Raw genomic sequence first — 25663 nt, forward strand, 5'->3', positions numbered from 1 at the left:
ATAGCTCATTTGTAATAGTTTCATAGAATGTAATGGGGAGGGGAAACACTTGCCATCTGTTTAACGCGCGTTGGCAAGCTAATATTCATGAAACCACCTGTCGAAGAAGCGAAGGCTCTTAATGAGCCTTCTCCACACTATCAACCTGAGGAGAAATCCTCGATTTATCAGAGAAGCGTTGCCGCGATCCGATTGATCTGTTCACGATCGCTTCTGTTCTTCTCTCTTATTATGCTGCTCAAGAGCTATATTGCTTGGTTCGGAGTATTTGAGAATGGACCCTCCTGGACCACCATGCTGAAGGAGCTTCCCTTTGTACTTATCATTTTCTGTTTGATTGAATGGTTTGCCACGAAGAGGAAACTCATGGTTTATACGATTTTCAACCTGCTGCTTACCGCGATCTTTTTTGCTGTCATTATCTATTACAAATACTATGGTGTGATCGCTACGTATAAGGCACTTGAGCAGGTGAATCAGGTCACCGCTGTCAGCAATAGTGTATTCTCTCTTATTGATCCACAATACCTGCTGATCTTCACGGATATCATCGTATTCGGGATTCTGCTCATTCGCAGCAAGGCAGCTGCCGACTGGAAGCAGGCGATTCTCAGACCAGTGAACAAGAAGCTGATTGCCTCCTTATTCTGTGTATCGCTCATTGTTTCTTCGCTCCATATTTATATCAATCGGGGTGGATTTAATGAGGTTGTCAAGGCAGAGAACATGGGCATATTCAATTACGAAGCCTATACCCTGCTGGATCAAGAAGAGCCTGAACTGGTGCCTGTCTCAAGCATCACCCAAGAACGAATCAATGAATTAAAAGGAATCGACCCGACCTCTGCACCTTCTGGTTTAGAAGGCATTGCCAAGGACAAGAACGTCATTATCATTCAGCTGGAATCGTTTCAGAATTTCCTCATCAATCTCAATATCGGCGGTATGGAAATTACGCCCAACCTGAATGAATTGTTCAAAAATAACGCATACTTCCCGAATTTCTATCAGCAAGTAGGCCAAGGGAACACATCGGATGCCGAATTTGTTGTAAATACGTCTTATTACATCCCTCCTGACGGAGCGGCTGTACAAAGGTATGTTGAACAGGAATTGCCGAGTCTGCCCCGGCTGCTCAAGGAGCATGGATATACGACTACCACATTCCATACGAATGTCGTAGAGTTCTGGAACCGTGGCGAGCTGTACAGCTCTCTCGGATTTGACCGCTACTATGATAAATCCTTCTTCGGCGAAGAAGATACCGTATACTTCGGAGCATCCGACGATGTTCTATATCGCAAAACAGCGGAAGAACTCGAGAAAATGGATCAGGCGGATAACCCGTTTTATGCTCATGTCATCTCGATGACGGCTCATCACCCTTTTACTTTGCCTGAGGAAAAAGTCGGCATCACCCTGCCTGAACGATTCGACAATACTCTGGTTGGTGATTATATCCGTTCACAGAACTATGCAGATCGTGAGCTTGGTAAATTTATTGAGGATTTGAAGAATCGCGGAATCTGGGATAATAGTATTGTCCTGCTGTACGGAGATCACTTGGGACTCCCTACCACCTCACTAAATGAGGAAGATTTAGTATTGCTGGAGGAGGTGCTCGGTCATCCTTATGACTATCCCGACATGATTAATATTCCGTTCATCATTACTTCTTCAGATGATATGCCGGCTGGAGAACAGAAGCAGGTTGGCGGCCAGGCAGACATAATGCCGACACTAGCTGGTCTGCTCGGCATCTCATTAGATGAACATCTGCACTTTGGTCAGGATCTGTTCGTGAATAAAGAATACAACCTGCTTCCGCAGCGTTATTACCTGCCGACCGGTTCATTTGTCAACAGCAGTGAAGTCTTTATCTCTGGAAGTGGGTTTGAGGATGGTTGGCATCACAAGCTGAATGGAACGAACAGCAGTAAATCACAAGCATCCGAGGAAGAATTCTATAATGCATTAGAGCTGATGCATTTATCCAACAGCTACATTCTGCAGCTCCCTCTAAAGGAATAGAAAGTCAAAAAGGCATCTGTCCCCTCCATCTGTATGAGGAAGGATCAGATGCCTTTTTTGATCATGCTCTATAACATATACAACGTATACAGCAAGGTATTACATGTATTGCCAACAGAACATGTTACATATATACAGGCCATACACAAACAGGCTTCGGAGAAGTGATCTGTTTGCCTGTATAGCTCAATTGACCATTGTCCTGGTCTACTTGGAAGAGAACAATATTGTTGCTGTCACGATTCGCTGCAAGCAGCTGATCGCCGGCAGGGGTCAGTGCAAAGTGGCGTGGATGCCCGCCTTCAGTAGAAATATGCTGTACAGTGCTCAGAGTGCCGTCCTCAGAGATCGCATACACCACGATGGTGTCATGACCGCGATTGGATCCGTATAGGAACCGCCCATCCTTGGAAACGGTAATTTCCGCGCAAGTGTTCTCCCCATCAAACCCTTCTTCTGGTAGTGTGGACAGGGTTTGCTGTCCGGTCAATGAACCTTCTTCTGCATCATATGTAAAGAAAGTAACGGTAGAATCCACTTCATTAATCACATATGCAAATTTTGCATTCGGATGGAAGACGAAATGTCGTGGGCCCGCTCCCGCATGCGTGCTCACTTCACGGTGCAGAACCAGCTTGTGTTGTTCACGGTCAATTGTGTAGACGTATATTTTATCTAGTCCAAGATCCTGAACCATAATATACTTCCCATCCGGTGAGAAAAATGCGGAATGCACATGCGGTCGATCCTGACGCTCTGGATGAGCACCCTTGCCTGAATGCTGCTTGGAATCCACCATTTGTCCCACACTTCCATCAACATTTAGCGATACGAGACTTACTGCTCCGCCGTGGTAACTGGAAATGAGCAAATATTGATGTTGCGGGTCCATCTGCACATGACAGGTTGGAGCAATTGCCGATTGGGTCCGGTTCATTAACGTGAGCTCGCCTTGCTCGGGATGAATGGCATAAGCAAGCACTTCCCCAGCCTTGGCTCCCTCTGCCGTAGTCATTTCACCAATGGCATAAACACGCAGATGTTCGGTATCGACATGAAGAAATGTCGGATTCTTCACTCCGGATGTCTCAGATAACAGACGGAGCTCGCCCGCTTGTTCACTTAATGCATATACATGAATACCAGGATCACTTGCTTCTGAATAAGAGCCCGTAAATACGAGAAGTCTAGATTGTGCTGTCATTTTGTATATTTCCTCCTTAATTGCTTGCTATGAGCACCGTTGGCTCTGTTTGTATGGATACGTTCCCAGCTACAGCTCTTGAGATCATACAGGAGCTTTCGGCTTTGTGTGCAATACGAATTGCTTTATCCATATCGTCCTGTGTCGCTGTTGACGTTAAGGTTACGACAGGAGCATGCCTAATCGCTTCGTAGGTAAAGATATTATTGGTCACATCCACTGTCGCCTCAGAGGTCAAAGTAAGGCTCTCAGTTTCCAGAGATGAACGCTCCAGCATAGCCGCCAGGGTAATGAGGTAGCAGGTTGCCGCAGCTCCCAGCAGCATTTCATCCGGATTGGTTCCAACGCCAGGTCCCCCCATTTCCTTCGGGATGGATATCTGTGTCTTCAACTGACCCGCCTCAATGGTACCATCGCTGTTCCTGCCGCCATTCCAGACAGCATTAAGTATAAAGGGATGCTTCATATTGTTAACCTCCAATCCTTCCTATCATACCATAGCCTGTCTATGGAAGAGCAATAACTAGTCTTAACGCATGAACAGCCGGGAAGACTCGAGCGAGTGTCCTTCCCGGCAGATAATAAGCTAATTCCTTTGCAGTAATGTTGTATTACTCCGAATCCACGACAGGGAACCATCCAGGTACATTCATGATCATATTCCACAGTGGATCGGGAATGACCAGTCTTTCCTGGTCCAATTTCGTTAGGTTTACCGCGATGTGCTCTTCGTTGCCTGATTCAATCTTCTCCACCCAGTCCGGTTCAATAATCAGTTCACGTCCAAGCGCGAGCATAGGTACTCCCGTCTTAAGAGCTGCCAAGGCATCATCTGGCGTATGAATCTGCCCAATTCCAATAACCGGCGTTTTGCCGCCTACTCGTTCCAGAATCCACTCCATTCTTGATTTGGAGTCATCTGCCCCTCGTCTTGGCTTCGACCAGAAGTCATTCAAGGATACATGGATATAATCCAAATTCTTCTCTTTGATTGCATCAAGCAAAATAAAGGTTTCCTCCATTGTGAGCCCCGGAGTTTCCGGCTCTTCTGGTGAGAAACGGTATCCTACAATAAACGGAGCTTTGGCATGCTCTTGAACAGCAGCCTGAACGCGGTCTATTACTTCCAGTGGAAAAGTAAGCCGCTGATGTGCATCTCCTCCGAAGCGATCTTCTCTTCGATTGGAATGCGGTGACACAAATTGCTGAATGAGATATCCGTTAGCACCGTGAATTTCCACACCGTCAAATCCTGCAGCAATCGCACGGCGCGTCGCTTCACCAAAATCTTGAATGATGCTCTCGATCTCGGGTTCAGAGAGTTCTCGTGGCATAGGGGAGCCTGGTTGTTCACTCGCTACCGCACTTGGTGCTACAACATCTCCGCCAACAGCATCTGGAGGGCATAAACGACCCCCATGGAAAATTTGCAGCACTGCTTTGGCACCCTGCTCTTTAATGGCACTTGCCAGCTTGGTCAGACTCGGAATAAAGGAATCGTCTGTAGACGAGAATTGGTGGGCGAACCCTTTTCCATTCTCCGTCACATAAGTAACCGCTGTGACTACCATCCCAGCTCCTCCAGAACGGCGAGCATAGTAAGCAAGCTCTGCATCGGATACCGTACCATCTTCATTAGAGGATGAATGTGTCATCGGTGCCATGACGATTTTATTTTTTAGAATAATGCCATTCGGTAAAGTCACTTTCTCAAAAATTGGACTGTATTTTGAATTCATTCTCTCCCACTCCTTTAATCTATATCTTCATTTCGTATAAGTAAGATATTAAGTAAGATATTCACCCATTTAAGAACTTACAAATCCACTAATGAGCTTACCAACTACAAGTATCCTACTGAAACAAGTATAGTAACTTAATTTCACTCTATCAAGTTGCTTCGGTCCTGCGCTGAGATCACATGATCCAGTCTAATGGACTATACCTTCGACATTTTTGCTTAAATTCGGCTATTATTGTACTTTTTATCCCCTTATGAAATCAAAAAACATCAAAAGTCCGACCCGCATTACTATGCAGACCAGACTCCTCGTAATCGTATGTGTGAAATTGACGTTAACGTGTTAACTTTTGACCAACGCTCTTTGCATATCCACTTCCTTGACACATTCAAGTGAATCATGATTATCATTGAAGGCGAGCGGTGTTACAGGATATACATCCATTAAAGTATCTCGAAATGATCTGATCATTGGCAGCATCTGATGCATTTCCGTCATATTCGGATCAAGCCACGCATCGATCTGATCTGGCGTTAGAATGGCCGGCATCCGGGAATCAAACTCACGAATGGTCATGTTCGCATCTGCCATCAGCATCGTACAAGTACGGAGTGGCTGCTTCCTCGTATCCTTCCATACCTCGTACAATCCGGCAATGCCGAACATGGAGCGATCCGGCATAACCACCCGTACCGCATATCTGCGCTTGCCTTCCTGGCGCCAATAATAAAAACCATTGCAAGGGATAACACATCGTCTCTGTTCCACCATCTTGCGGTAAGTAACATTCTCACTAACGGACATTAAGTCGGCATTAACAGCATCCTTGCCCCAAAAAGGAATAAATCCCCAGCGATACTCATCCATGATACGTTCTCCATCCTCATAGAGAATAATCGGAGCATGCTGCGTCGGACTAATGTTGTAACGGTTTTTGTAATAGTACATAACTCGCTGTATCGCAAAGTGATCACGCACCTCATCTAAATCTGCAGCCAGTGAATAACGTTTACACATTCCTGTATTCCCTCCCTGTATTTTCCTATATCATTTGTGACCACAGGGAAATTTATACATGGAATTTGTAGAAAATGATCATTAATTGTACTATCATGTAGAGCTTGATCTACACTCATGAAATTACAGGGCGTGGAAGAATAGGGGTTTCAGGATGAATAGTTCCTAGTGAATAGGATTTGTGGGCAGATATATCAATACATACTGAATAGTAAGGGGCGAAGCGGATTGGATTTATGGATATATTCGATCATTAGCATCATTTATCTCATCCTTGTCTTCTGGATGGCGATCGATCTATCACGAATGAAGGGATGGTTTCAATATCCCGTATTCCTACTTCTTGTCGCACTGAGTCTAACTTACGATAACGGAATCATTGCAGCCGGGGAGACGATTGGGGAAGGCAAGCTGTTAGTGACGCTGAGCAGTCTTCGTTTTTGGCTGCATGCTTTTGTTACGCCTACACTTGTCCTTGTCGGATATGATATTCTGAAGTACTCGGGCGCAAGATGGGGGCAGCATAGAGCTGCACAAATCGCAGCGTGGCTGACCACCGCCGGTCTCATTGTTTATCAGATCGTAACCTCCACCTTATACGAGATGCAGCATCTTACTTCTACATACGAGTACGGAGTTCTGCGATACACCGCAGAGGGTCAGACCGGTCCGCCCATTATGGTTATCATTGTAGGCATCATACTGCTGGTCATAGGTATCATCGTCCTCATGAGACAAAAATGGGCTTGGCTTCTTGTTGGAACGGGCCTGTTGTTTATCGGGCAGCTGATCCCTATACCTATTGAAAGCTCGGGGGCAACCAACATTTTTGAGTTGATTCTGATTCTGTCCATTTGGCTAACCATTCGGCATCAGAATCAAAAATAGTTTATGTTATGAAATATTCAGCGAGTGAATCGTGATCTGTTGATGGCTAAAAACAAAAAATGCACACCAAAAAACTCTAAATCTGCATGAAGCAGACTTAGAGTTTGTTATCAGGGTTTTGCATAATTCGATTTTTACAAAATCCTCAGACACAAGCTCATAATGACTAGAGTGTCCATATTCGTTTCGTCAGAACAGGAACGTTGCACTTGTCTCCCCATTCATGAATCGTTTCAAACACGTCATCAGCATCCGCACTCTCCGTTACCCGGTAAACATTCATGACAGGTACAATCCAGCGTCCCTTTGGTTTAATTGCGATGGTTGGACCGTAGGCTTCCTCAATAATAATGGATTTGATATCCTCAGGGTTATAAGTACGATCACCGATCTGCAGAGAATTGTTAACGAGCTTAAATAATTTTGGCTTCTTGGACAGCTGTATAACCAAGATTATAATTTCAAAAGCAAAAACTGCACTATACAGAATGAACGGGATACTAACCAATTCTCGATACTGTGACAGATTAAGCAGGCCCATGAAGAGCGTTGCCGCTCCAAATATTACTAAAGTGCGGACTCTTTTTCTATGGCTAACCACGAACTCTGGTTTATAATTGAACAACTCCATACCCTCTCTTCACCGGAATCTGATGTTTCTCAGCCATAGCCTTGATCTCTTTCATCATCATATCCTCCTGCTTCTGATCTTGAAATTTGACACGCATATATAGGGGTGTTTTCTTCTTATTAAATAACTGCAATCCAACACATGGCTTAAAGTAACCCTTAATAATTATGAACTGAATCTCAGAAGCAGTGAACGTATGTGGGCCGACTCGATAGGAATCAGGAAGCACTTCTAACTCGACTGGCTTTCATAGCTTGTATTTAATGAGATACCATCCCAAAACGATGAGGTAGTACAAACCTAACAATATGTATACATAGTAGATCCAAAATATTTCTGATTCTCTACGGAAGCTAAAAACGAAGAGTCCGATTTAGAATGTTATAAATATATGAATGCCCGTAATAGCTGATGCTTCCTTAGACCGATTGACCATGTGGATCTTGCCTGATTCCATAAATTTCAGCCCTCCTTCATTTGTCAATTGAACCGTCTGAAGACATCATGAATGATAGATTCCATAATATTACATTCCCGCTCTATATCGTAACTGGGTCGCCACTATAGAGTTAATGTACATAAAAAAGAACACCTTGAACTGGTGTCCATCATCCTAATTTACAACCATATCTTCGGGCTTTATTTCAGAAATTTTCTGAACCCTTCCACGTGCTCCTCACGATAGCCCATTGACTCGTACATTCGGTGAGCTTCGACTCTTTGACCACCAGATACGAGAATAATATAAATGCAGCCCTGCTGTCTTGCAATGACTTCGATTTCACTCATCAGCTTTCGGCCGATGCCTTGTCTACGAATCCTGGAGGAAACAACGACATTTTCGATGACCATGAAAGGCTCGCATTCCCCGATCAGATCTTTACACAGGATTCCCATTACAGACCCCGCCAGCTCATTCTCATAAAAAGCACCCAGTACATAATAGCTCTTATCTTCTAACAGCGTTTGATAGGTCTCTTCCATTTTCGTCAGATTCGTGCTGACCCCGACTAGTTCTTCATACAACCCTGCCAGCTGCGGCAGATGCTTCATTTGGATTCGCTCAATATTGACCATGTTAATTCCCTCTCTCTAATCATATACCGTTTCGAATTTCTTTTTTAGAAAATACTGTTTGATTTCCCCGGGAAATAAATTGTTGATTGCATACACTTCATATCCATTCTTCTCATAGAACAAGGGAGCTTGATAAGAAAAAGTTGACGTATGTGCAAATAAGCAGCCAACTTCCCTTCCTCTGCGCTCTGCTTCGCATAGCATCTGATGTCCTAACCCTTTGCTCCGATAGGCTTCAGCAATCCAAAACACATCAATGTATAGACCGTATAGCCATGTCTCACAGAATATTCCCCCGACAACTTCTTTCGCTTCGTTCTTCAAATAGAGATGAATGCTGTCACCAGGCTCTTTCAGCAATCCATCAGTTGCCCGCATATTATATCCATGCAGCTTACGGCAAATGTCTTCATAGTCCGAAGCCGCTTCTCTGTCTGTAGATAAACACATATTATCCAAATAAATATCTGCCATCAGCACTGACCCTCTCTGATTGAATCAATTTCATAAACCGGAATTGATCAGATCTAAGTTTTTATTTCTCGGGTAATCGCAAAATTAGCATAAGTTTGACAAATACTTGTCTGTTTTTTGTCAAAAGCTATGGCTTACTGTAGATTGATTGGCATATTCGTCTGCTTACAAGTCTCTATTTCCCGCTCAATGATGCCAGTCTTTGAAATCGCATGCTTCAACTGTCGACTTCATATCCTACACTAATGTATCATATTCGCTCTTTAGGATACTCATGTAGATGATATCGCTGTATTTTCCATCCCGATAGATCTTTTGCCTCGCTCGTCCTTCTTCTACAAAGCCACACTTCTTATAGCAATGGATGGCCGTATGATTGAAATCATACACTTGGAGCTCTAACCGATTTAAATTCATGTCATTAAATACTAGATTTTGCAGTAAACGGATCGCCTCAGAACCGAACCCTCGTCCATGTTCTTTCTTCGAACCAATCACAATTGCAAGCGAGCCCGTCCGGTTCTTCCAACCGATATTCAGAACATCGATCTGACCGATATATTCGAGCGTATCCTTATGTGCAATGACAAAGCTCTTGTGAGTATCTGACTTCCCTTCCATCATCATATGTATGAAGTCTTCTGTCTTTTTTATACTTTGCGGATACATAAATATATCGCTTAAAGTAGAGGTAATATCTGAATCGTTAACCCAGTCCCGGATTGCAGGTAAATCCTCCATTCGATATTCCCTTAGTACAATTCGTTCGCCTATAATGTGTCCCATCGCTAACACCTCTTCTGTATTCTATTTAGATAGTTTATATGATGAAGGATGATCTCGTCGATGCGTATAACGGTTATTGTCCTAAAAAAAGATGACTTCGGAATATCCAAAGTCATCTTCGTTCATCCCCATACAGCTACAGCTTCCTGGATGTCAGCTTGGCTTGAGTAAACAAGAGTAAGTAATCGTATCCTCCAGCCTTGGAATCCGTTCCCGACATATTGAAACCGCCGAAAGGATGAGCTCCAACCAGAGCCCCAGTACACTTCCGGTTTATATACAGGTTCCCGCAGTGCATCGTCTCCAGCGCTTCCTCTATGCGTTTCTGATCTGAGGAAAAATAGGAACCCGTCAATCCAAACTCTGTATCATTATATATATGAATCGCTTCTTTATAATCCGCTGCCTTGCAAATGGCAAGAACAGGACCAAAAATTTCTTCCTTCATAATTCTCGCATCTGGATTCACATCCGCGAATACCGTAGGCTCAATATAGTAACCATTACCTACCGCTGGACTTCCGCCGGTTAATAATGTCCCTTCTGCCTTGCCAATTTCAATGTAGCCTAGAATCTTATCATAGGAGCCCTTATCAATGACCGGACCTGCTGGATAATTCAGCTCAGGTGATCCGACAACTAGTTTCTCAGTCAGCTCTTTAACCTTCTCCACAACTTCATCATATACAGCTTCGACAATGATTGCTCTCGATCCCGCTGAACACTTCTGTCCCTGGAAACCAAAGGCGGAAGCCACGATGGCCTGTGCCGCTGCATCGAGACCCGCTGTCTCATCTACTACGATTCCATCCTTGCCGCCCATTTCGGCAATAAGCCGTTTAATCCATATTTGGCCTTCCGACGTATTCGCTGCCAGCTTGCTAATATGAAGTCCAACTTCCTTGGAGCCGGTAAAGCTGATAAATCGGGTCTTCGGATGAGAGGTCAGGTAGTCTCCAACTTCCGCTCCGCTCCCAGGTATGAAATTGATAACACCCGCTGGAAGACCGACCTCTTCCATCAATGCAACAAATTTATGAGCTATTACAGGTGTCGTTGAGGCCGGCTTCAGTAACACCGTGTTCCCGGACACAACCGCTGCCGTTGTCATGCCTACACATATAGCCAGTGGGAAATTCCATGGAGGTATAACAACACCAACGCCAAGCGGGATATAAGTTAAACGATTGTCCTCACCCTGCACCTTGGTCAAGGGCTGTGTTTCATTAATTTGTTCCAAACGCAGCATTTCCCGAGCATAAAATTCAATAAAATCAATAGCTTCCGCCGTATCTGCATCGGCCTCGGCATAGTTTTTTCCGGATTCAAGAATCATGAGTGCGGAGAATTCATGCTTGCGTTCCCGCATGAGCGCAGCCGCTTTGAATAAATATTCCGCTCTTTCGCTTGCAGATACCTTCTTCCATGTCTCGAAGGTGTTTACCGCGATATGCATCGCTTCTTCTGCCAATGCTTGGTTCGCTTTGCTTACATATCCGATGACCTCATCAAGGTTACCCGGATTAACCGAGGTAATCACATCTTCGGTAAAGACCTTTCTCTCACCGATATGAAGGGGAATGTTCTGACCGAGTTCAGACTTCACTTTGCTAATCGCTTTCTCCATCGCTTGCTTGTTCTCTTCCAAACCGAAATTTACGAAAGGCTCATTGACAAAAGGACTGATATTCGCTGTCTTATTCACGTAACAATTCTCCTCTCAATTTAAAACATTTATGTTATTTATTAGAACTGTATATATTTGGATTATACAGTCAGTTCAATAATTTGTACACATTAAACACTAAATTTGTTTAATGTGTACAAATTTATACAAGCTAAATCATTAGCCGTTACGTTTCAAGCTCTGTATTTTTCTTCTCACGCGTTGCACTTACTGCGATTAGTGAGATTACACCTGTAAGAATAATGTAGAGAGCAACAGGTACCCATGAATTGTTAAACTCACTAAGGAGCCACGTGGCAATGAGCGGAGCTGTTCCGCCCGCTACAGCTGCACCAATCTGATACCCAAGACTTACACCTGTATAGCGCACTTTTGTGCTGAATATTTCGGAAAACATAGTGCCGAGCACTGCAGTAACCGGAACCCAAATGATTCCAAGACCTAGAACCGTCGCCAGAATCATCAAGAATATGGAGCCTTGGGACAACAGTAAGAAGTACGGGAATGCGTATAGAATAATGGCTACTGTACCGCCTATAAAAATTGGTTTTCTACCTACTTTGTCAGACAGCTTCCCTGCAAGCGGAATTAAGGCTGTTGCCACAAGTGCTGCAAGCAGTACAGCATTCAGTACTGGTGAACGTTCATAACCAAGATATGTCGTACAATAGGCAACGACGAAAGTCCCGAAGATATAGAAGGGGCCAGTTTCAACGACCTTTGCACCTACGGCGATCAGAACAGACTTCCAGTGATAACGCAGCGTATCAACGATAGGTACACGTGAAGTTTCACCTGTTTTTTGTGATTCTTTAAATGCCGGTGTCTCATCGAGACCATTCCGAATCCATAGACCGATAAATACAAGCACAGCACTCATAATAAACGGAACACGCCAGCCCCAGGACATAAATGCATCATCCGGAAGCAAACTCATCACAGACAGCGCCAAAGTCCCGAGCACCATTCCAATCGTTACGCCCATTTGAGGAATACTCCCATAGAACCCGCGATTGTTTTTACCAGAGTATTCAACTGCGAGCAAAAGGGCTCCGCCCCATTCACCACCGATACCAAGCCCTTGAATACATCGCATCAATATGAGTAGAATAGGTGCCCACACGCCAATTGCATTGTAGTCAGGCAAACAACCGATCAGGACAGTCGATCCTCCCATAAGGGAAAGTGTCATGACCAGTGTCTTTTTTCGTCCAACCTTGTCCCCAATATGACTGAATATGATACCGCCGAGTGGCCGAATAAAGAAGGGAAGAGCAAATGTAAGATACGACAGCAGCAAGCTGACGACAGCATCATCTGACGGGAAGAACAGCTTGCTAAATACAAGTGAAGCGGCTGTACCATACAAGAAATAATCAAACCATTCAATAGAACTGCCGATTAGACTTGCAATCAGTGCTTTGGTGGATGTTTTCTTTGCTATTCCTAGATTTGTTCCTGAAGGCTGCGTTTGTACATTCGCCATAGAGATATTCCCCCATTCATATAATTGAACAACCAATATGTCTAACTCTGGACATAATTTCATGTGAGACAGCTTTATTTTCTAGGATCAGGTTGAAATTATAGCTATTTCCATGTTAAATTTATACTAAATTACACAATGTGAGAGGTTATTATGTTCAATAATGAACAAATTAAGATTAACAGCCAATATATCGCACTAAATTCTGACCAAGCGGTTAGTTTAATGATCCAGCACCTCAGGGATTCCAGTACAGTTCATATAGCCTGGAACAACCAACATTACTTGTTTATTCCAAGCGACTTGAACAGTTGGTTAGACAAGGACGGCATCATTAGAGATGCACTCGCTCATTGGTCACCTTCTCCAACTGTCAATTACGAGGATCGACGTTTCTCCAGGGGAGATTGGGTCAGCGAGCTGCCTGAAGACCTATGTCGCCCTATTGTATTCGTCAACAATTCGGATCAAATCGCGGGATTCCTTTCCCCCTTTACTCTGTTAAAGCAAGTAGCTGCACAAAAGCGGATAGCCGAATCCTATCTGAGTACTTTGCTAGACACCGTGACCGATGCAGTTACGGCTGTTGACCGAAAGGGGACCGTAATTTGCTGGAATGAAGCAGCTGTGAATGTGTACGACATTCCCTTCGAGCGAATTATGGGCAGGACGATCGGTGAACACTTTGATCCCGAATCACTAATGCTGCTGCGGAGTATTGACGAAGGCCGCATTATACGCAATATGTACCATAAATCACGTGAAGGAACTCATGTGCTTATTAATGCCTCACCTGTTACGGATACGAATGGACATATTATCGGAGGTCTTGCTACCGAACAAGATATTACCCATCTGGTGAAGCTGAATGAAGAGCTCACATCCGTTCAGGCCAGCATACTGGATAACCTTCCCCGCAAGGATGATCCCTTCAGCCATATCGATGGTCAGAGTAACAGCATAAGCAAGGTCGTTCGAATAGGAAAAAAGGTAGCCGAATCCGATACACCTGTCATTCTGTATGGCGAGTCAGGCGTTGGAAAGGAACAGCTGGCAAAAGTCATTCATCTGGCCAGTTCACGCGCAGAGGAACCATTCCTGTCCATTAATTGCAGTGCAGTACCTGTCGGCCTGCTGGAGAGCGAACTGTTTGGCTTTGAGGGCGGTACCTTCTCGGGTAATAGTCATCATGAGCCTGGCAAGCTTGAGCTGGCCGCTGGAGGCACCCTGCTATTGAATGAGATCGACAAGCTCCCTATGGATGTCCAGGATAAACTGTATCATGCCTTGAAGAACCAATCTTTTCGGAGGTATGGCGGACATACCGAAATTCCGCTGAATACACGCATTATCGGAGCAACGAAGCATAATTTGGAGGAGCTTGCTTCGAGCCAGCATTTCAGTTCCGAGCTATATTACACGCTCAGTATTGTCTCGATCTCCGTTCCTCCACTTCGTGACAGAATAGAGGATATCTCAATCCTCAGTAAGATGTACTTACGTGAATTCGCGGTACAATATCAAAAACCGATTGCTGTTCTTACTCCTGAAGTGCTGCTTGCCTTCTCGAAATATGAGTGGCCGGGAAATATTGCAGAGCTCAGGGCCGTTCTTGAACGCAGTGTCATTCTGGGTGAAGGGGATCAAATTAAGCTGGAGCATCTCCCCGATTCATTTCAAGATCATTTTGCGACTATAAATGAAGGAGATCAAGGCCTGCCAGGCAATATTTATTACGAAAACCGCCTGAAAGCAAGAGTGACTGAAGCAGAAGAGAAAGCAGTTATTGAAGAGGCATTACAGAAAGCCTCAGGTAATAAGAGTATTACAGCTAAACTGCTTGGTATTTCACGAGGAACGTTATATAACAAAATGAAGAAACACAATCTAGAATAATAATCACATTAACTATGGGGCAGTCCGATATTTGTTGATCGGGGCTGTCCTATTATCATTCATTCATTTCAATGGATCTATTTAAAGAAATTTTTGAGAACAAACCACACATTTGCGGGCCGCTCCGCCAATCTTCTCATATTGTATCCAAACCAGTCACGTCCATAAGGAACATAAACACGAACCTTATATCCTTCCTTGACTAAACGCTTCTGCAAGTCCTCAGCAATCCCGTATAACATCTGGAACTCAAACTGGTCTCGGCCATAGCCCTTCTGTCTTGCTTCATCTTTCACATATTGAATAATGGCTTCATCATGTGTCGCGACAGCGGTATAATTCCCGTTCTCAAGATGCTGGGAAATCAGCTTCTTATAATTCTCGTCCACATCCTTCTTGTCAGGAAATGCCACCTTGGACGACTCCTTATAAGCGCCCTTCACCAGTCTCAGATTGGCATTGCATTGATTCAGCTCCGCTACATCTTGTTCCGTTCGATAGAGATAAGCCTGCAGCACAATCCCAACATTATCGAAGCTCTTGCGAAGCTCACGATAAATGTCAATAGACACTTCACAGTGGGCGTAATCCTCCATGTCGATCCGAACGAAATTGTTATAACGACGCGCACACTCCAGAATCTGCACCATGTTATCCACACACAGCTGCTTGTCAATATCCAGCCCAAGTGAAGTCATCTTCAATGACAGGTTAGACTTAATTCCGCTGTCTGCAATCGCCTCCAGTGTCTCAATGCACATCCTAGTCGATTCCAGCGCTTCTTCTCTCGTCGATATGAATTCCCCTAGATGATCCAGCGTAGCGACTCGTCCATCACGATTCAAGATATTAACGGACTTAACCGCTTCATCAATTGTAATCCCAGCGACAAATCGGCTCGCGCCAAATCTCAGACCATACTTCTTCGCCATCTGATTGGCAGTCGTATTCTTGGCCAAGGCCTGAAAGAAATTTCTAAGCACGACTTCCATCCCACCAACTCCTTTCTAACCATATAATGGATTAATCTTCTATCATTCTACATAATTGAATAAAAATTGTACATAGAAATGTTTATATTTAAACAAAAATTGTTTTAAATCTCACTGTATTGAAAATTGTGTTCAAAATTGGACATTTTCGAAAGAAAAAGCCGACTCTGAAATTTTTCAATTCAGAGTCGGCTTAACCTATAGTCAGATTACGATAAATTCGTTCTGTATTTTTGTCTGTTAACGTTAACTTCCGTAAGCTTGATTAATTATACTTTCAAAGGCTTCTTCCACAGTCCTAAGATCAATCCGGATATCACTGCACCAATGGCAACTGCAAGCAAGAACATGAGAGCATTGCTCGCAAGCGCAGCTACGAAGATTCCTCCATGGGGAGCTGGCAGGTTAATCGCCCACAATTGAGTAAGGCCTCCAGCGACAGCCGATCCAACAATGCATGAGGTCAGAACCCGGAGTGGATCAGCGGCTGCAAATGGAATGGCACCTTCTGTAATGAAGGATAATCCCAGCACATAATTCGTAATACCGGATTTGCGCTCCTCTTCCGTAAATTTGTTCTTGAAGAATGTCGTTGCTAACGCAATTGCCAGTGGAGGGACCATACCTCCTGCCATGACAGCTGCCATCATCAGCCCATTTTCATTTCCGCTCGACGTAAATACACCAATCGCAAAAGTGTATGCAGCCTTGTTAAAGGGTCCACCCATATCAATAGACATCATGCCGCCAAGAATAATTCCGAGCAGAACCATGTTCCCTGTACCCAGATTGTTAAGTACATCAATTAATCCCGTGTTAATCCAGCTGAAGATGGGGGACAAAATATAAAACATGAGTGATCCGGTAATTAGCAGTCCGAACACGGGATACAACAGAATAGCTTTTAATCCGTCAATCGCTTTTGGCAAATGCTTAAATACCCGCCGAAGTCCAATAACAGTGTAACCTGCTAGAAATCCGGCTGCAAGTCCGCCGAGGAATCCCGCATTGGCATTGACAGCCATCAAACCACCCACCATACCAGGCATAAGCGCTGGACGATCCGCAATACTCATCGCAATGAATCCCGCCAATATAGGAATCAGAAAATGAAACGCGCCTTCTCCGCCGCCTATCGTTTGTAGCAGCTGGAAGATCGGATGATCCTCTCCTGCCACCTGTTCAATGAGGAACGAAATGGCGAGGAGAATTCCGCCGCCGACAACAAACGGAAGCATATGAGATATACCGTTCATTAAGTTCTTATACAAGGTACTGCCGACACTTTTCTTCTCACTGGCAGCAGGTGAGACCGCTCCTCCTTCTGCTTGGTATATCGGAGCATCGCCTTTTACGGCTTTGGATATAAGCTCTTCCGACTTACGAATGCCATCACTGACAGGGCGCTGCAATACAGGCTTACCTGCAAACCGGGCCATCTCGACATTTTTATCTGCCGCAACGATAATCCCCTTTGCCCGGCGAATCTCATCCTCGGTCAAGACATTGTTCGCACCTTCCGATCCGTTCGTTTCCACCCGGATTTGAACGCCCATTTCCTGAGCCTTCTTCTTGAGGGCGTCTTCCGCCATGAAGGTATGTGCAATTCCCGTAGGACAAGCAGTTACCGCAACAACGAAAGGAATTTCATCAGACTTCTCGGCTGAATTATCGATGAGTGTTGTCGATGAGGTTGATGAGTCCGTCTTATGCTCCGACTTCTCTGACCCTTCCGCTTCCTCTGCTTGCTTCTCATCAAACAGGGCTGTCACCTCATTCGGAGTCTTCGTTTGCAGCAGCCGTTCAATGAAAACGTTGTCAATCAATAGCCGAGAAAGGGCAGCCAGTGTACGAAGATGCGTACTTCCCGCTCCTTCCGGTGCTGCAATCATAAAGAACACATGTGCAGGTTCACCGTCTAATGACTCAAAATCCACGCCGGCTTCGCTTTTCGCAAAAACGACCGTTGGCTCGTTCACTGCCGTTGTTTTCGCATGAGGCATCGCGATTCCTCCGCCGATTCCTGTGCTGGATTCAGCCTCGCGTTTATAGATCATCTCTTTGAATAAGACAGGATCATTGATACGCCCGCTGCGAGCGAGACGATCTATCAATTCATTGATCGCGCCATCCTTGGAAGTGGATTTCAAATTCATAATCATTGCTTCTTCAATCATCAAATCCGTAATTCTCATGTCTAACAACTCCCCTGAATAATAAGGCGTGCGTTAACACGCCTATTAGGTGTTACATTTTATTATTTATAATTTGGTGATTTGGACCTCAGGAATCAATTTGTCAATTTCTTTACGCTGAGCAAGATCGTCTGAAAATGCTGTTGCACTGCCTGAAGCTACACCTGCACGAAATGCTTCCAGCGGGTCTTTTGTTTGAGTAAGCGTTCCTACAAAGCCAGCAATCATTGAATCTCCAGCTCCGACTGAATTTCTTACGGTACCCGCAGGAACAGTGGCATGGTATACGGCCTCATTCGTAATTAACAAGGCTCCTTCACCAGCCATAGAGATGATCACGTGCTGTGCACCCTCATCCAGCAGTTTTCGTCCATAGGTTATGAGATCGTCTTGTGATTCAATGATGACTCCAAACATATCAGCCAATTCGTGATGATTCGGTTTCACCAGCAGCGGTTTATAGTGTAAGGCTTTGAGCAATGCCTCACCTGTCGTATCTATGACAAATTCTGCTCCTGCCTTCTGGCAAGCTTTGATCAGACGAAGATAGAAATCACCGCCAAGTGAAGGAGGAATACTGCCTGACAGCACCAGAATATCCCCTTCTGCAAGCTGATCAAGCTTCTGAAGCAGAGCAGCTGCTTCGTCCTCTGTCACGACAGGACCCATTCCGTTAATGTCGGTTTCCTGATCATGCTTCAATTTGACATTAATTCGAGTATCATCCTGAATATGAACAAAATCCGATTTGATTCCTTCCTGATCTAAAAATGCGTCAATAAAATTCCCTGTAAATCCGCCGATAAAACCGAGCGCTACGTGTTCTGCATTCAGCTGCTCAAGCACCCTGGATACATTGATCCCTTTGCCGCCAGGGAGCTTTAAATCCCGTTTCATTCGGTTCAAGCTGCCAAGCTCCAGTTGTTCGACTTCCACGATGTAATCGATGGATGGATTAAGTGTTACCGTATATATCATGTTAATCCCTCAATTGCTTTAAATTTCGGTCCAAGCCATTTCCTATATTCGCCAGGCACCCTGTCTGTTATTAACGTCGCTTCTTCCAGATTAAACAGCTTGGCAAAAGCAATTTCTCCAAACTTGCTGGAATCTGCTAAGACATAGGTCTGACCTGATAACTGATGAGCCCTGCGTTTAATCAGCGCCTCTTCCGGATCCGGTGTGGTATAGCCCATGGCCATATCCATTCCATTCGTTCCAAGGAAGCTCTTGTCGAATCGGAAATTATCCATATTTTGAAGCGCTATGCTGCCAATTACTGCTTTCGTATGCGGTTTCATCATTCCACCGAGCAAATAACTCCGTATCTTTTTGCTAACCAGCGCTTCTACGTGGGAGAGTCCATTGGTAACGACCGTTATATCCTGTGCTTCAATATAAGGAATCATGGCAAGCGTGGTCGTTCCCGCATCTAGATAAATGCATTCTCTATCATGGAGCTGTTTGGCTGCTAAGATGGCTAATTTTGTTTTCTCTTGAACGTTTTTGAACGTTTTCTCATCCATGCCAAGCTCGGTACTCTTATGACTTACGAGTGAAGCTCCCCCATGCACTCTTTTGAGAAGGTGCTTCGCCTCCAAATCCACCAAGTCTCTTCGAATTGTTGATTCGGAAGCATGGAGTAACTCCATCAGCTCCTGAAGTTTAACAACCCCACGCTGCTGTAAGCGTTCTAAAATAATTCGATATCGTTCTTCTGTCAGCATTCATCTTCCTCCTGACTGATTCTATAGTACCACATATCTAAATAAAAACAATCATTTTCTATCAAAAACATTCAAATATCGTCAATACAATGATTCCAAACATCAAAAAGGCTCCAAGCAGGCTTGCCTTCATGCAAGAACTCCCGCCAGAGCCAGGTCACTTGTTTAATCTATAATTGCCATTGTCATTACAGAGATTAGCATGTGTTCTGTCCATGACTATTATTCACCCAAACGACATTGAATAGATTCACGTTGTTTCTTCGTCAAGCTCTTGAATACCAAATCATAGGAATGATCGATCATCGGCCGAATATCCTCGGCGCCAAGGTCCTGATCCAGATATACCGTGTTCCAGTGCTTTTTGTTCAGATGATAGCCCGGGACGACCGCCCGATGCTGTTCACGCAAATTCACGGCAATCACCGGATCGCATTTAAGCGATATGCTCAGTGGTTCCTTATCTTTGTTCAAGGAAATCAGGGCAAACATTTTCCCCTCGATTTTAGCGACAAGTGTATCCGCCCCGAACGGATAATCTTCCTTCGCAGTCTTTTTGGCTAAGCAATAGGAAATGATCGAATTCACTTCTAAACTCTCTCCTTAGTACGTATTCAGATATAATATGTAATTCATCATTGTCGTTGCAAATCACCTGGCATTTTACTCATAAGGCCTTATTCTGCCTCACCCAGCTTATTCCCCACAAGCGCTCCACCTGAACAAGCCGATTGCCTTCAAACTCTAACAGATAGATGTCGGGCTTCGAGGTTCCTGCCCAGAATTCATACCCATACTGTGAATCATAATAATTCATGATTGCCACCATAATATTACCATGTGTACCTAGGACAATGCTCTTCTCGGAATATTCCTCTAGTATTTGTTCAATGATGGGAATGGCGCGCTGCTGTGTCTGACGCGTCGATTCTCCTCCTTCGAGCGCATAATCCAAATCTTCAAACGAAGTTTGAATGGCTCTCTCCAGTACTTCCCATTCTGCTCTGTAATCAAGCCCTTCAATCCGTCTTTCTTTAAGTTCCTCATGCAGCGCAACCTCTAGTCCTTTGGACTTCGCAGTAGGCTTAACTGTATCAACGGCGCGAGTATAAGGGCTGGATATAACCAGGTTCACAGGTATGGAAGCAAATATTTCTGCCAGCTCCTGTGCATGGGCAGCCCCTTTGTCAGACAAGCCTCTTGTGCGTTCTTCTCCATATATAAACGGAGATTCCGCATGTCTTACCATATATAATCTCGTTCTGCCTGCCGTCACTTATAGTAATCCCCCTTCATAAGATATACGCTCTGCAGATAGCTTGTCTGTCAAATACTGAACTGTCATCTTAATGATCTGAGTGCCGATCCCCCTGTTCCAATATTCAGGCTCTCCAATAAATTGATCTCTTCCCTCATAGTACTCCAGGACAACAGGATCAGACAGCCATTTCAGGAGCAAACCCTTGTCTTCCGGAGCAAGCCTCCTTAAGCTCACTCCATCACTTTCGCATAGGTGCATGTAAGACCTCCTATACTTCTCCCCAGAAGACTTGTGTCGTATATTCGAAGTACACACGTCCTTCCTGTTGATAGGAATCAAACAGCTCTAATAGCGCGTTCATCATTGGCTCATAATTGGGGTGGCCCGGCGGTGGACTGTATGAAGAAGACTTAAGTCTTCCGCTTAATCCTTCATAGTCAAAGATTTGGCGATTGGGAAATTCCTCCTCATGAAGCTGTCCATTCTTATAAAATGAACGCAGCATGTCCGAAGTAATATTGGTATGCTTGACCTCATTGTAGTCCGTTCCATAGGTGTGAAGCAGCTCATCATATTTGACCAGGAAAGGCGTACCCTCGGTAAGTCTCGAATTCCATATCAGGACCACTTTCCCTTCCGGCTTCAGAATACGCTTGAACTCCTCTTTTGCCAAGTTCTGATCAAACCAATGAAAGGACTGGGCGCAAACAATATAGTCAACCGACTGATCTTGCAGGCCCGTCTCTTCAGCAGGGCTTGACTGCACTCTGAATTGAGCATTGCCAGACAGCCTGGATTCAGCTGCCAGCCGCATTTCCATATTCGGTTCAACCGCAATCACTGTACTCCCTCTAGCCAGCAGCAGCTCCGACATAATCCCTGTCCCTGCACCGATATCCGCAATGGTGCTTGCCGGGTTCATGCCTATCGTTCCATACATGTAATCGATGGCTTCTACCGGATAACTTGGACGATATTTCACATAAGTATCGACCCGATCCGAGAAACGTTCTTTACTGTTCATTTGATCAGCCACTTCCCTTCCTATTATCAAACAACCTCTTATGCTGGAGTAAGCTCTATTATACCTTCCATAATTGGAAGATGATAGATTGCTGCAGCATCAGACCATTTTTGCCATAAACAATTCATCTACGTACTGTCCATCCACGAACAATGAATGGTGTTTCTTGCCCTCGATTTCAAATCCCATCTTCTGATACAAGCCTACCGCAGCTTCATTATGAGCCATTACAGTCAGCTCGATCCGGTGAATCCTGTGCAGCCTGCACCATTCCTCCATCGCCTGAAACAGCTTCGTGCCGACACCTTGGCCGGTATAATGCTGTAAGATGCCAATGACAATGTATACGACGTGCTTCTTGCGCTGCAGTTCAGAGCCAATGATGCCAAGCTGTCCAATCACACTGCCTTCTTCATTCACTGCCAGAAGCATTGTAGAGTGACCTGAATCCAGCATACCCTTTATACGCTTGGTCTGGGTTTCCAACGCAGCAAGTCTTTCACCCGGCTCATACAGCATGAACTTCGTCTCCCGGTCCAGCTCCTGATTCAGCTTGAGCAGCTGTTCTGCATCTTGTACCTGTACCTCTCTAATCTCCATATGTAGTCCTCCCACTATTCTTCCCTTATCTAGAGATAAAACAAAAAAGACCGTAACCTAAACTGCTAATACGGTCCTGACGAGTATGTAATTCAATTCTATCACTTAGGGGCAGTATATCCCAATTCTTTAACAAAATAGAGCAGCAAATCATCATTCACCTGCACCTGATCACCAACAGCAACTTCCCGATTATGATTCATCAGACCATTCCCATCAGGAATATAACCTCTCTTGCAATAAATACGCTGGGCAGCTCCAAAATCCTTATAGAGCCCCATGCCGATCCCAATGCTGTCATAGGAGTTATAGGCAGCAATACTTTCAAACTCTTCGATCAGCTGATTGCCGATCCCTCTTCTCCGGAATTCAGGAAAAATGTTCACATCATTAATTTCAGGTATACCTTGTGCTCTGAAATACAAATAATCCGATTCAAACTTCAAATGTGCACAGCCAGCAAGGATTTGCTCGTCCAGATACACAAGAAGTGTGACCCTAAGGCCAATTTTATTCTCATGCAGACATTGTTCATAGAATGAGTCAGTACGTACGATTTTGTGGCGCTCAAAAGCTTCTTTCCATTGTTCGAGTGTTTCCTCTGAATCCAGTCTCTCAAGAATCATCGACATAATCAACCTCACAATCAGAATTTAAAGCTTTACGATGTCATTATTATTGATTATATGCCTTTTTTAATAGGGTTACTATACTAAAAAAACAAACGATAGCGAATCGCTACCGTTTGCTTAATATGTTACGTAAACTCTAGCGTTAATTCGTGTATGCCCGTATTTCTAAAGGATAACGTGAACTCCAGTAATTTCTTACCCACTTGCGAATCAGCTTGCCTGCTTCTTCAGGGGAGTAGGCAGTCGTATCGATCGTCGATATTGGAGGGCTGAATGTGAAATTCTCGCTGTGGAGCAGCCGATGTGCCAGTCTTGTATTGCTCCATATCATTTCCTGAGTCGCTCCTCGATCCCTAAGTCTATGTTCTCTTATTTCATCATTGCAATGCAGATTCATAAAATACACCTGGCTAAATAGCTCTCTGCAGCCGCTCTCTATTACATCCTCCGGAGTCAAGGTACCCACAAGCACCGTGCCACGATTATTCATTGAAATTTGATAAGCCATATGCAGCACAGGTCCTAATGACAAAGAAGAATCCAGGCTCTCCTCTGGATGCATGTCAAGAATAACAAACTCAGGAAGTAAACTTCGCAGATAAGGAACAACCGATGATTTTCCAACACAGCTTGCGCCTGTTACGATAAATAAGGGTGTCTTAGGCATATATCGCATCTCCTCTACTTTGAAATGAAACCGTTTGCTAAAATAATGAGAGGGCTTTCAAAAAACCTATACCTAAGGTTAACATATTTAGAGCTAGGATTGAAACGGGAAAGTTCATCAATTTGTAATGAAAATACTCTTTTTATCCATGGTTTTGTGATTTTTCTCGCTGTTTATACCGTATAGAGATATTTTTAATACTCATTTTTCCAATCCGGCAGTTCATCCAGCGTAATGACATATGGACTGTTATATACCTTCGTCAAATGCTGTGTACTATTCTGCACACCATCTCTAATGAACTCCCCGGACCAAGTAACAAACCAGCTCCAGTCTGCATGATATGCCTGCAGCAGATCCGGATCGGGAATAGGCCCATTTTCAGTCAGAGCAATGATCTTCTGATCGTTCACCAACGTCTTCAGATTCTCGTAGCGGCTGCTTACCGGTCCATAATTACCAGCACCTGGATAGCTGTCAACGCTAATAATATCAACATATGGATCACCTGGGTACCATGCCGGATTCTCTGAATTCCATACCCATATCAGATTATCAAGTCCGTGGAAGTTCGTGAATCGATCATACATTAGCTGGTACAGCTCCTTGGCAGGTTCCGGACCTTTGGCGCCCCACCAGAACCATCCGCCTTCCGCCTCATGCAGCGGTCTCCACAGCACCGGGATATCCTCTTGCTGAAGTCTCTTGAGCTGTACAGCAATCGCATCCATGTCGCGAATGAGCAGCTGGTAATCCTGGGATTCGGGGTGTGACATGGCATATTCAATGTCAAAAGTGGTTGCTTCCGTATAGAACCCTCTCCACCATTCCTTGCCAGGTTGATCAATCAGATCTTTTGGAGCATTCCAATGCCATGCAAAGGTTACGATACCACCCCCAGCATCCCACTCGATCGCATGCTCAATATCCGTTGACACCGTTCCCCTCTCTATTCTTGAAGGTGAATAATCCATTAGATCAAGTCCTAGTACAGCCGGCTTTTTGCCAAGCGTACTATGAATCCAGTTGGCATCGGCCAGCGTTTGCTGTCCTGACAGAATGTGCTGTCCATACTCTGATCTCAAATAATTGTAGAGCGACTGAGCCACACTGCTGGCATCTGGATTGACTAGTGATGCATTGATTTGATGCGGAGGCGGATCAATCGCTCTCTCCAGCCGCACATAGTCAATGTAATACCAGCCCCAGTTACTGATGAAGCTGATCTGAGTTGAACCTGCTTGTAGCATAATTTTACCTGCACCCACTTCACTGAAATTGGTTGTTTCATGAAGCGTAATCTCACCTTGCGCAGTATCTCCCACGACAAGACTCGTATTCTTCGTTCCGTGCGGGGCCTGATATCCTATACTTAAATTGTAGAGGCCCGTATCTGGGACGGTCACTTGTACACTCAGCTTATCGTTCTGTGCATCAAATCCTCCTACATACCCGGTACCAGAGTAGCCTTGAAATTGCGTCATCACATCAACACCATTCAATAATCCATCTTCCGCTTCAAATATAATGGGAGCCGCCTCCATTTTCTTCATATTAGAAGGTATAAGCGTGCTAATTAGCAAGATAGAAAGAAATACAGCCCAGCTTTTCTTTATATGCATTGCTTGATCCTCCTTCCAAATGGT

25 protein-coding genes are annotated in these 25663 nt (G+C 44.5%); 3 read left to right on the plus strand and 22 right to left on the minus strand.

The window, feature by feature from the left end:
- Window positions 1–231 precede the first annotated feature (231 nt).
- Window positions 232–2031: an LTA synthase family protein gene (locus tag ACFQ3J_RS09275; protein WP_251583658.1), complete on the plus strand. Its 1800-nt coding sequence runs from the start codon at window positions 232–234 to the stop codon at window positions 2029–2031.
- Between the two features lie 124 nt (window positions 2032–2155).
- Here ACFQ3J_RS09275 and ACFQ3J_RS09280 read toward each other — a convergent pair whose 3' ends face one another.
- The 4 genes from ACFQ3J_RS09280 to ACFQ3J_RS09295 form a co-directional block, all read right to left on the minus strand.
- Entirely contained in the window at window positions 2156–3235 is a 1080-nt protein-coding gene (locus ACFQ3J_RS09280) for a lactonase family protein (RefSeq protein WP_251583387.1), read from the minus strand.
- A gap of 16 nt (window positions 3236–3251) precedes the next feature.
- Window positions 3252–3701: an OsmC family protein gene (locus tag ACFQ3J_RS09285; RefSeq protein ID WP_091155568.1), complete on the minus strand. Its 450-nt coding sequence runs from the start codon at window positions 3699–3701 to the stop codon at window positions 3252–3254.
- A gap of 145 nt (window positions 3702–3846) precedes the next feature.
- A complete protein-coding gene (locus tag ACFQ3J_RS09290; RefSeq protein WP_091155566.1) occupies window positions 3847–4974 on the minus strand; it encodes an NADH-dependent flavin oxidoreductase in 1128 nt (375 codons plus the stop codon).
- Window positions 4975–5319: 345 nt separating this feature from the next.
- Entirely contained in the window at window positions 5320–5994 is a 675-nt protein-coding gene (locus ACFQ3J_RS09295; RefSeq protein WP_091155564.1) for an SOS response-associated peptidase, read from the minus strand.
- A gap of 228 nt (window positions 5995–6222) precedes the next feature.
- Between ACFQ3J_RS09295 and ACFQ3J_RS09300 the strand changes: the two genes are divergently transcribed.
- Entirely contained in the window at window positions 6223–6882 is a 660-nt protein-coding gene (locus ACFQ3J_RS09300; RefSeq protein WP_251583385.1) for a hypothetical protein, read from the plus strand.
- 166 nt (window positions 6883–7048) lie between these two features.
- Here the strand turns inward: ACFQ3J_RS09300 and ACFQ3J_RS09305 are convergent, their stop codons facing one another.
- The 6 genes from ACFQ3J_RS09305 to ACFQ3J_RS09330 all read right to left on the minus strand — a co-directional run bounded on the left by ACFQ3J_RS09305 (window position 7049) and on the right by ACFQ3J_RS09330 (window position 13023).
- Window positions 7049–7507 (minus strand): hypothetical protein, encoded by a 459-nt coding sequence (locus ACFQ3J_RS09305; protein WP_251583383.1) that lies wholly within the window; start codon window positions 7505–7507, stop codon window positions 7049–7051.
- A 645-nt stretch (window positions 7508–8152) separates the two neighbouring features.
- Window positions 8153–8590, minus strand: coding sequence for a GNAT family N-acetyltransferase (locus tag ACFQ3J_RS09310; RefSeq protein ID WP_091155551.1), 438 nt, complete (start codon window positions 8588–8590; stop codon window positions 8153–8155).
- Between the two features lie 15 nt (window positions 8591–8605).
- On the minus strand, window positions 8606–9064 hold the full coding sequence (locus ACFQ3J_RS09315) for a GNAT family N-acetyltransferase (protein ID WP_091155549.1): 459 nt from the start codon (window positions 9062–9064) through the stop codon (window positions 8606–8608).
- Between the two features lie 237 nt (window positions 9065–9301).
- Complete coding sequence (locus ACFQ3J_RS09320) at window positions 9302–9850, minus strand: GNAT family N-acetyltransferase (protein ID WP_091155547.1); 549 nt, start codon at window positions 9848–9850, stop codon at window positions 9302–9304.
- A 136-nt stretch (window positions 9851–9986) separates the two neighbouring features.
- On the minus strand, window positions 9987–11555 hold the full coding sequence (gene pruA, locus ACFQ3J_RS09325; RefSeq protein ID WP_251583381.1) for an L-glutamate gamma-semialdehyde dehydrogenase: 1569 nt from the start codon (window positions 11553–11555) through the stop codon (window positions 9987–9989).
- A gap of 148 nt (window positions 11556–11703) precedes the next feature.
- The gene (locus tag ACFQ3J_RS09330) at window positions 11704–13023 is read right to left on the minus strand and encodes an MFS transporter (RefSeq protein WP_251583376.1); all 1320 of its coding nucleotides are present in this window, start codon (window positions 13021–13023) and stop codon (window positions 11704–11706) included.
- A 153-nt stretch (window positions 13024–13176) separates the two neighbouring features.
- On the opposite strand from ACFQ3J_RS09330, the gene ACFQ3J_RS09335 reads away from it, so the two are divergent.
- Window positions 13177–14919, plus strand: coding sequence for a sigma-54 interaction domain-containing protein (locus tag ACFQ3J_RS09335; RefSeq protein ID WP_091155540.1), 1743 nt, complete (start codon window positions 13177–13179; stop codon window positions 14917–14919).
- 77 nt (window positions 14920–14996) lie between these two features.
- Here the strand turns inward: ACFQ3J_RS09335 and ACFQ3J_RS09340 are convergent, their stop codons facing one another.
- The 12 genes from ACFQ3J_RS09340 to ACFQ3J_RS09395 all read right to left on the minus strand — a co-directional run bounded on the left by ACFQ3J_RS09340 (window position 14997) and on the right by ACFQ3J_RS09395 (window position 25639).
- Window positions 14997–15911 (minus strand): proline dehydrogenase family protein, encoded by a 915-nt coding sequence (locus ACFQ3J_RS09340; protein WP_251583375.1) that lies wholly within the window; start codon window positions 15909–15911, stop codon window positions 14997–14999.
- A gap of 269 nt (window positions 15912–16180) precedes the next feature.
- Window positions 16181–18106, minus strand: coding sequence for a PTS fructose transporter subunit IIABC (locus tag ACFQ3J_RS09345; RefSeq protein WP_251583370.1), 1926 nt, complete (start codon window positions 18104–18106; stop codon window positions 16181–16183).
- 66 nt (window positions 18107–18172) lie between these two features.
- Window positions 18173–19084 (minus strand): 1-phosphofructokinase, encoded by a 912-nt coding sequence (pfkB, locus tag ACFQ3J_RS09350; protein ID WP_251583369.1) that lies wholly within the window; start codon window positions 19082–19084, stop codon window positions 18173–18175.
- Window positions 19081–19833, minus strand: coding sequence for a DeoR/GlpR family DNA-binding transcription regulator (locus tag ACFQ3J_RS09355; RefSeq protein ID WP_251583368.1), 753 nt, complete (start codon window positions 19831–19833; stop codon window positions 19081–19083). The genes pfkB and ACFQ3J_RS09355 overlap by 4 nt, the downstream gene beginning before the upstream one ends.
- A 222-nt stretch (window positions 19834–20055) precedes the next feature.
- Window positions 20056–20421, minus strand: coding sequence for an MmcQ/YjbR family DNA-binding protein (locus ACFQ3J_RS09360; protein ID WP_251583367.1), 366 nt, complete (start codon window positions 20419–20421; stop codon window positions 20056–20058).
- 79 nt (window positions 20422–20500) lie between these two features.
- Entirely contained in the window at window positions 20501–21109 is a 609-nt protein-coding gene (locus ACFQ3J_RS09365; protein WP_251583366.1) for a histidine phosphatase family protein, read from the minus strand.
- The gene (locus ACFQ3J_RS09370; protein WP_251583364.1) at window positions 21110–21352 is read right to left on the minus strand and encodes a GNAT family N-acetyltransferase; all 243 of its coding nucleotides are present in this window, start codon (window positions 21350–21352) and stop codon (window positions 21110–21112) included.
- Window positions 21353–21362: 10 nt separating this feature from the next.
- Window positions 21363–22118, minus strand: a complete 756-nt coding sequence (locus ACFQ3J_RS09375) for a class I SAM-dependent methyltransferase (RefSeq protein ID WP_251583362.1) — start codon at window positions 22116–22118, stop codon at window positions 21363–21365.
- A gap of 99 nt (window positions 22119–22217) precedes the next feature.
- A complete protein-coding gene (locus tag ACFQ3J_RS09380) occupies window positions 22218–22718 on the minus strand; it encodes a GNAT family N-acetyltransferase (protein WP_251583359.1) in 501 nt (166 codons plus the stop codon).
- 101 nt (window positions 22719–22819) lie between these two features.
- A complete protein-coding gene (locus ACFQ3J_RS09385; RefSeq protein WP_091155516.1) occupies window positions 22820–23350 on the minus strand; it encodes a GNAT family N-acetyltransferase in 531 nt (176 codons plus the stop codon).
- Between the two features lie 142 nt (window positions 23351–23492).
- Window positions 23493–24017: an AAA family ATPase gene (locus ACFQ3J_RS09390; protein WP_091155514.1), complete on the minus strand. Its 525-nt coding sequence runs from the start codon at window positions 24015–24017 to the stop codon at window positions 23493–23495.
- Window positions 24018–24211: 194 nt separating this feature from the next.
- A complete protein-coding gene (locus tag ACFQ3J_RS09395) occupies window positions 24212–25639 on the minus strand; it encodes a glycosyl hydrolase (RefSeq protein WP_251583357.1) in 1428 nt (475 codons plus the stop codon).
- Window positions 25640–25663: the final 24 nt, after the last annotated feature.

It is taken from the genome of Paenibacillus provencensis (assembly GCF_042678545.1).
Taxonomy (GTDB): Bacteria; Bacillota; Bacilli; order Paenibacillales; family Paenibacillaceae; genus Paenibacillus; species Paenibacillus provencensis.

Coding starts and splice junctions, on each gene's coding strand:
- ACFQ3J_RS09275 (WP_251583658.1), top strand. CDS start 232: ATGCTGCTCAAGAGCTATATTGCTTGGTTCGGAGTATTTGAGAATGGA.
- ACFQ3J_RS09280 (WP_251583387.1), bottom strand. CDS start 3,235: ATGACAGCACAATCTAGACTTCTCGTATTTACGGGCTCTTATTCAGAA.
- ACFQ3J_RS09285 (WP_091155568.1), bottom strand. CDS start 3,701: ATGAAGCATCCCTTTATACTTAATGCTGTCTGGAATGGCGGCAGGAAC.
- ACFQ3J_RS09290 (WP_091155566.1), bottom strand. CDS start 4,974: ATGAATTCAAAATACAGTCCAATTTTTGAGAAAGTGACTTTACCGAAT.
- ACFQ3J_RS09295 (WP_091155564.1), bottom strand. CDS start 5,994: ATGTGTAAACGTTATTCACTGGCTGCAGATTTAGATGAGGTGCGTGAT.
- ACFQ3J_RS09310 (WP_091155551.1), bottom strand. CDS start 8,590: ATGGTCAATATTGAGCGAATCCAAATGAAGCATCTGCCGCAGCTGGCA.
- ACFQ3J_RS09315 (WP_091155549.1), bottom strand. CDS start 9,064: ATGGCAGATATTTATTTGGATAATATGTGTTTATCTACAGACAGAGAA.
- ACFQ3J_RS09320 (WP_091155547.1), bottom strand. CDS start 9,850: ATGGGACACATTATAGGCGAACGAATTGTACTAAGGGAATATCGAATG.
- ACFQ3J_RS09330 (WP_251583376.1), bottom strand. CDS start 13,023: ATGGCGAATGTACAAACGCAGCCTTCAGGAACAAATCTAGGAATAGCA.
- ACFQ3J_RS09335 (WP_091155540.1), top strand. CDS start 13,177: ATGTTCAATAATGAACAAATTAAGATTAACAGCCAATATATCGCACTA.
- ACFQ3J_RS09340 (WP_251583375.1), bottom strand. CDS start 15,911: ATGGAAGTCGTGCTTAGAAATTTCTTTCAGGCCTTGGCCAAGAATACG.
- ACFQ3J_RS09345 (WP_251583370.1), bottom strand. CDS start 18,106: ATGAGAATTACGGATTTGATGATTGAAGAAGCAATGATTATGAATTTG.
- pfkB (WP_251583369.1), bottom strand. CDS start 19,084: ATGATATATACGGTAACACTTAATCCATCCATCGATTACATCGTGGAA.
- ACFQ3J_RS09355 (WP_251583368.1), bottom strand. CDS start 19,833: ATGCTGACAGAAGAACGATATCGAATTATTTTAGAACGCTTACAGCAG.
- ACFQ3J_RS09370 (WP_251583364.1), bottom strand. CDS start 21,352: ATGCACCTATGCGAAAGTGATGGAGTGAGCTTAAGGAGGCTTGCTCCG.
- ACFQ3J_RS09375 (WP_251583362.1), bottom strand. CDS start 22,118: ATGAACAGTAAAGAACGTTTCTCGGATCGGGTCGATACTTATGTGAAA.
- ACFQ3J_RS09380 (WP_251583359.1), bottom strand. CDS start 22,718: ATGGAGATTAGAGAGGTACAGGTACAAGATGCAGAACAGCTGCTCAAG.
- ACFQ3J_RS09385 (WP_091155516.1), bottom strand. CDS start 23,350: ATGTCGATGATTCTTGAGAGACTGGATTCAGAGGAAACACTCGAACAA.
- ACFQ3J_RS09390 (WP_091155514.1), bottom strand. CDS start 24,017: ATGCCTAAGACACCCTTATTTATCGTAACAGGCGCAAGCTGTGTTGGA.
- ACFQ3J_RS09395 (WP_251583357.1), bottom strand. CDS start 25,639: ATGCATATAAAGAAAAGCTGGGCTGTATTTCTTTCTATCTTGCTAATT.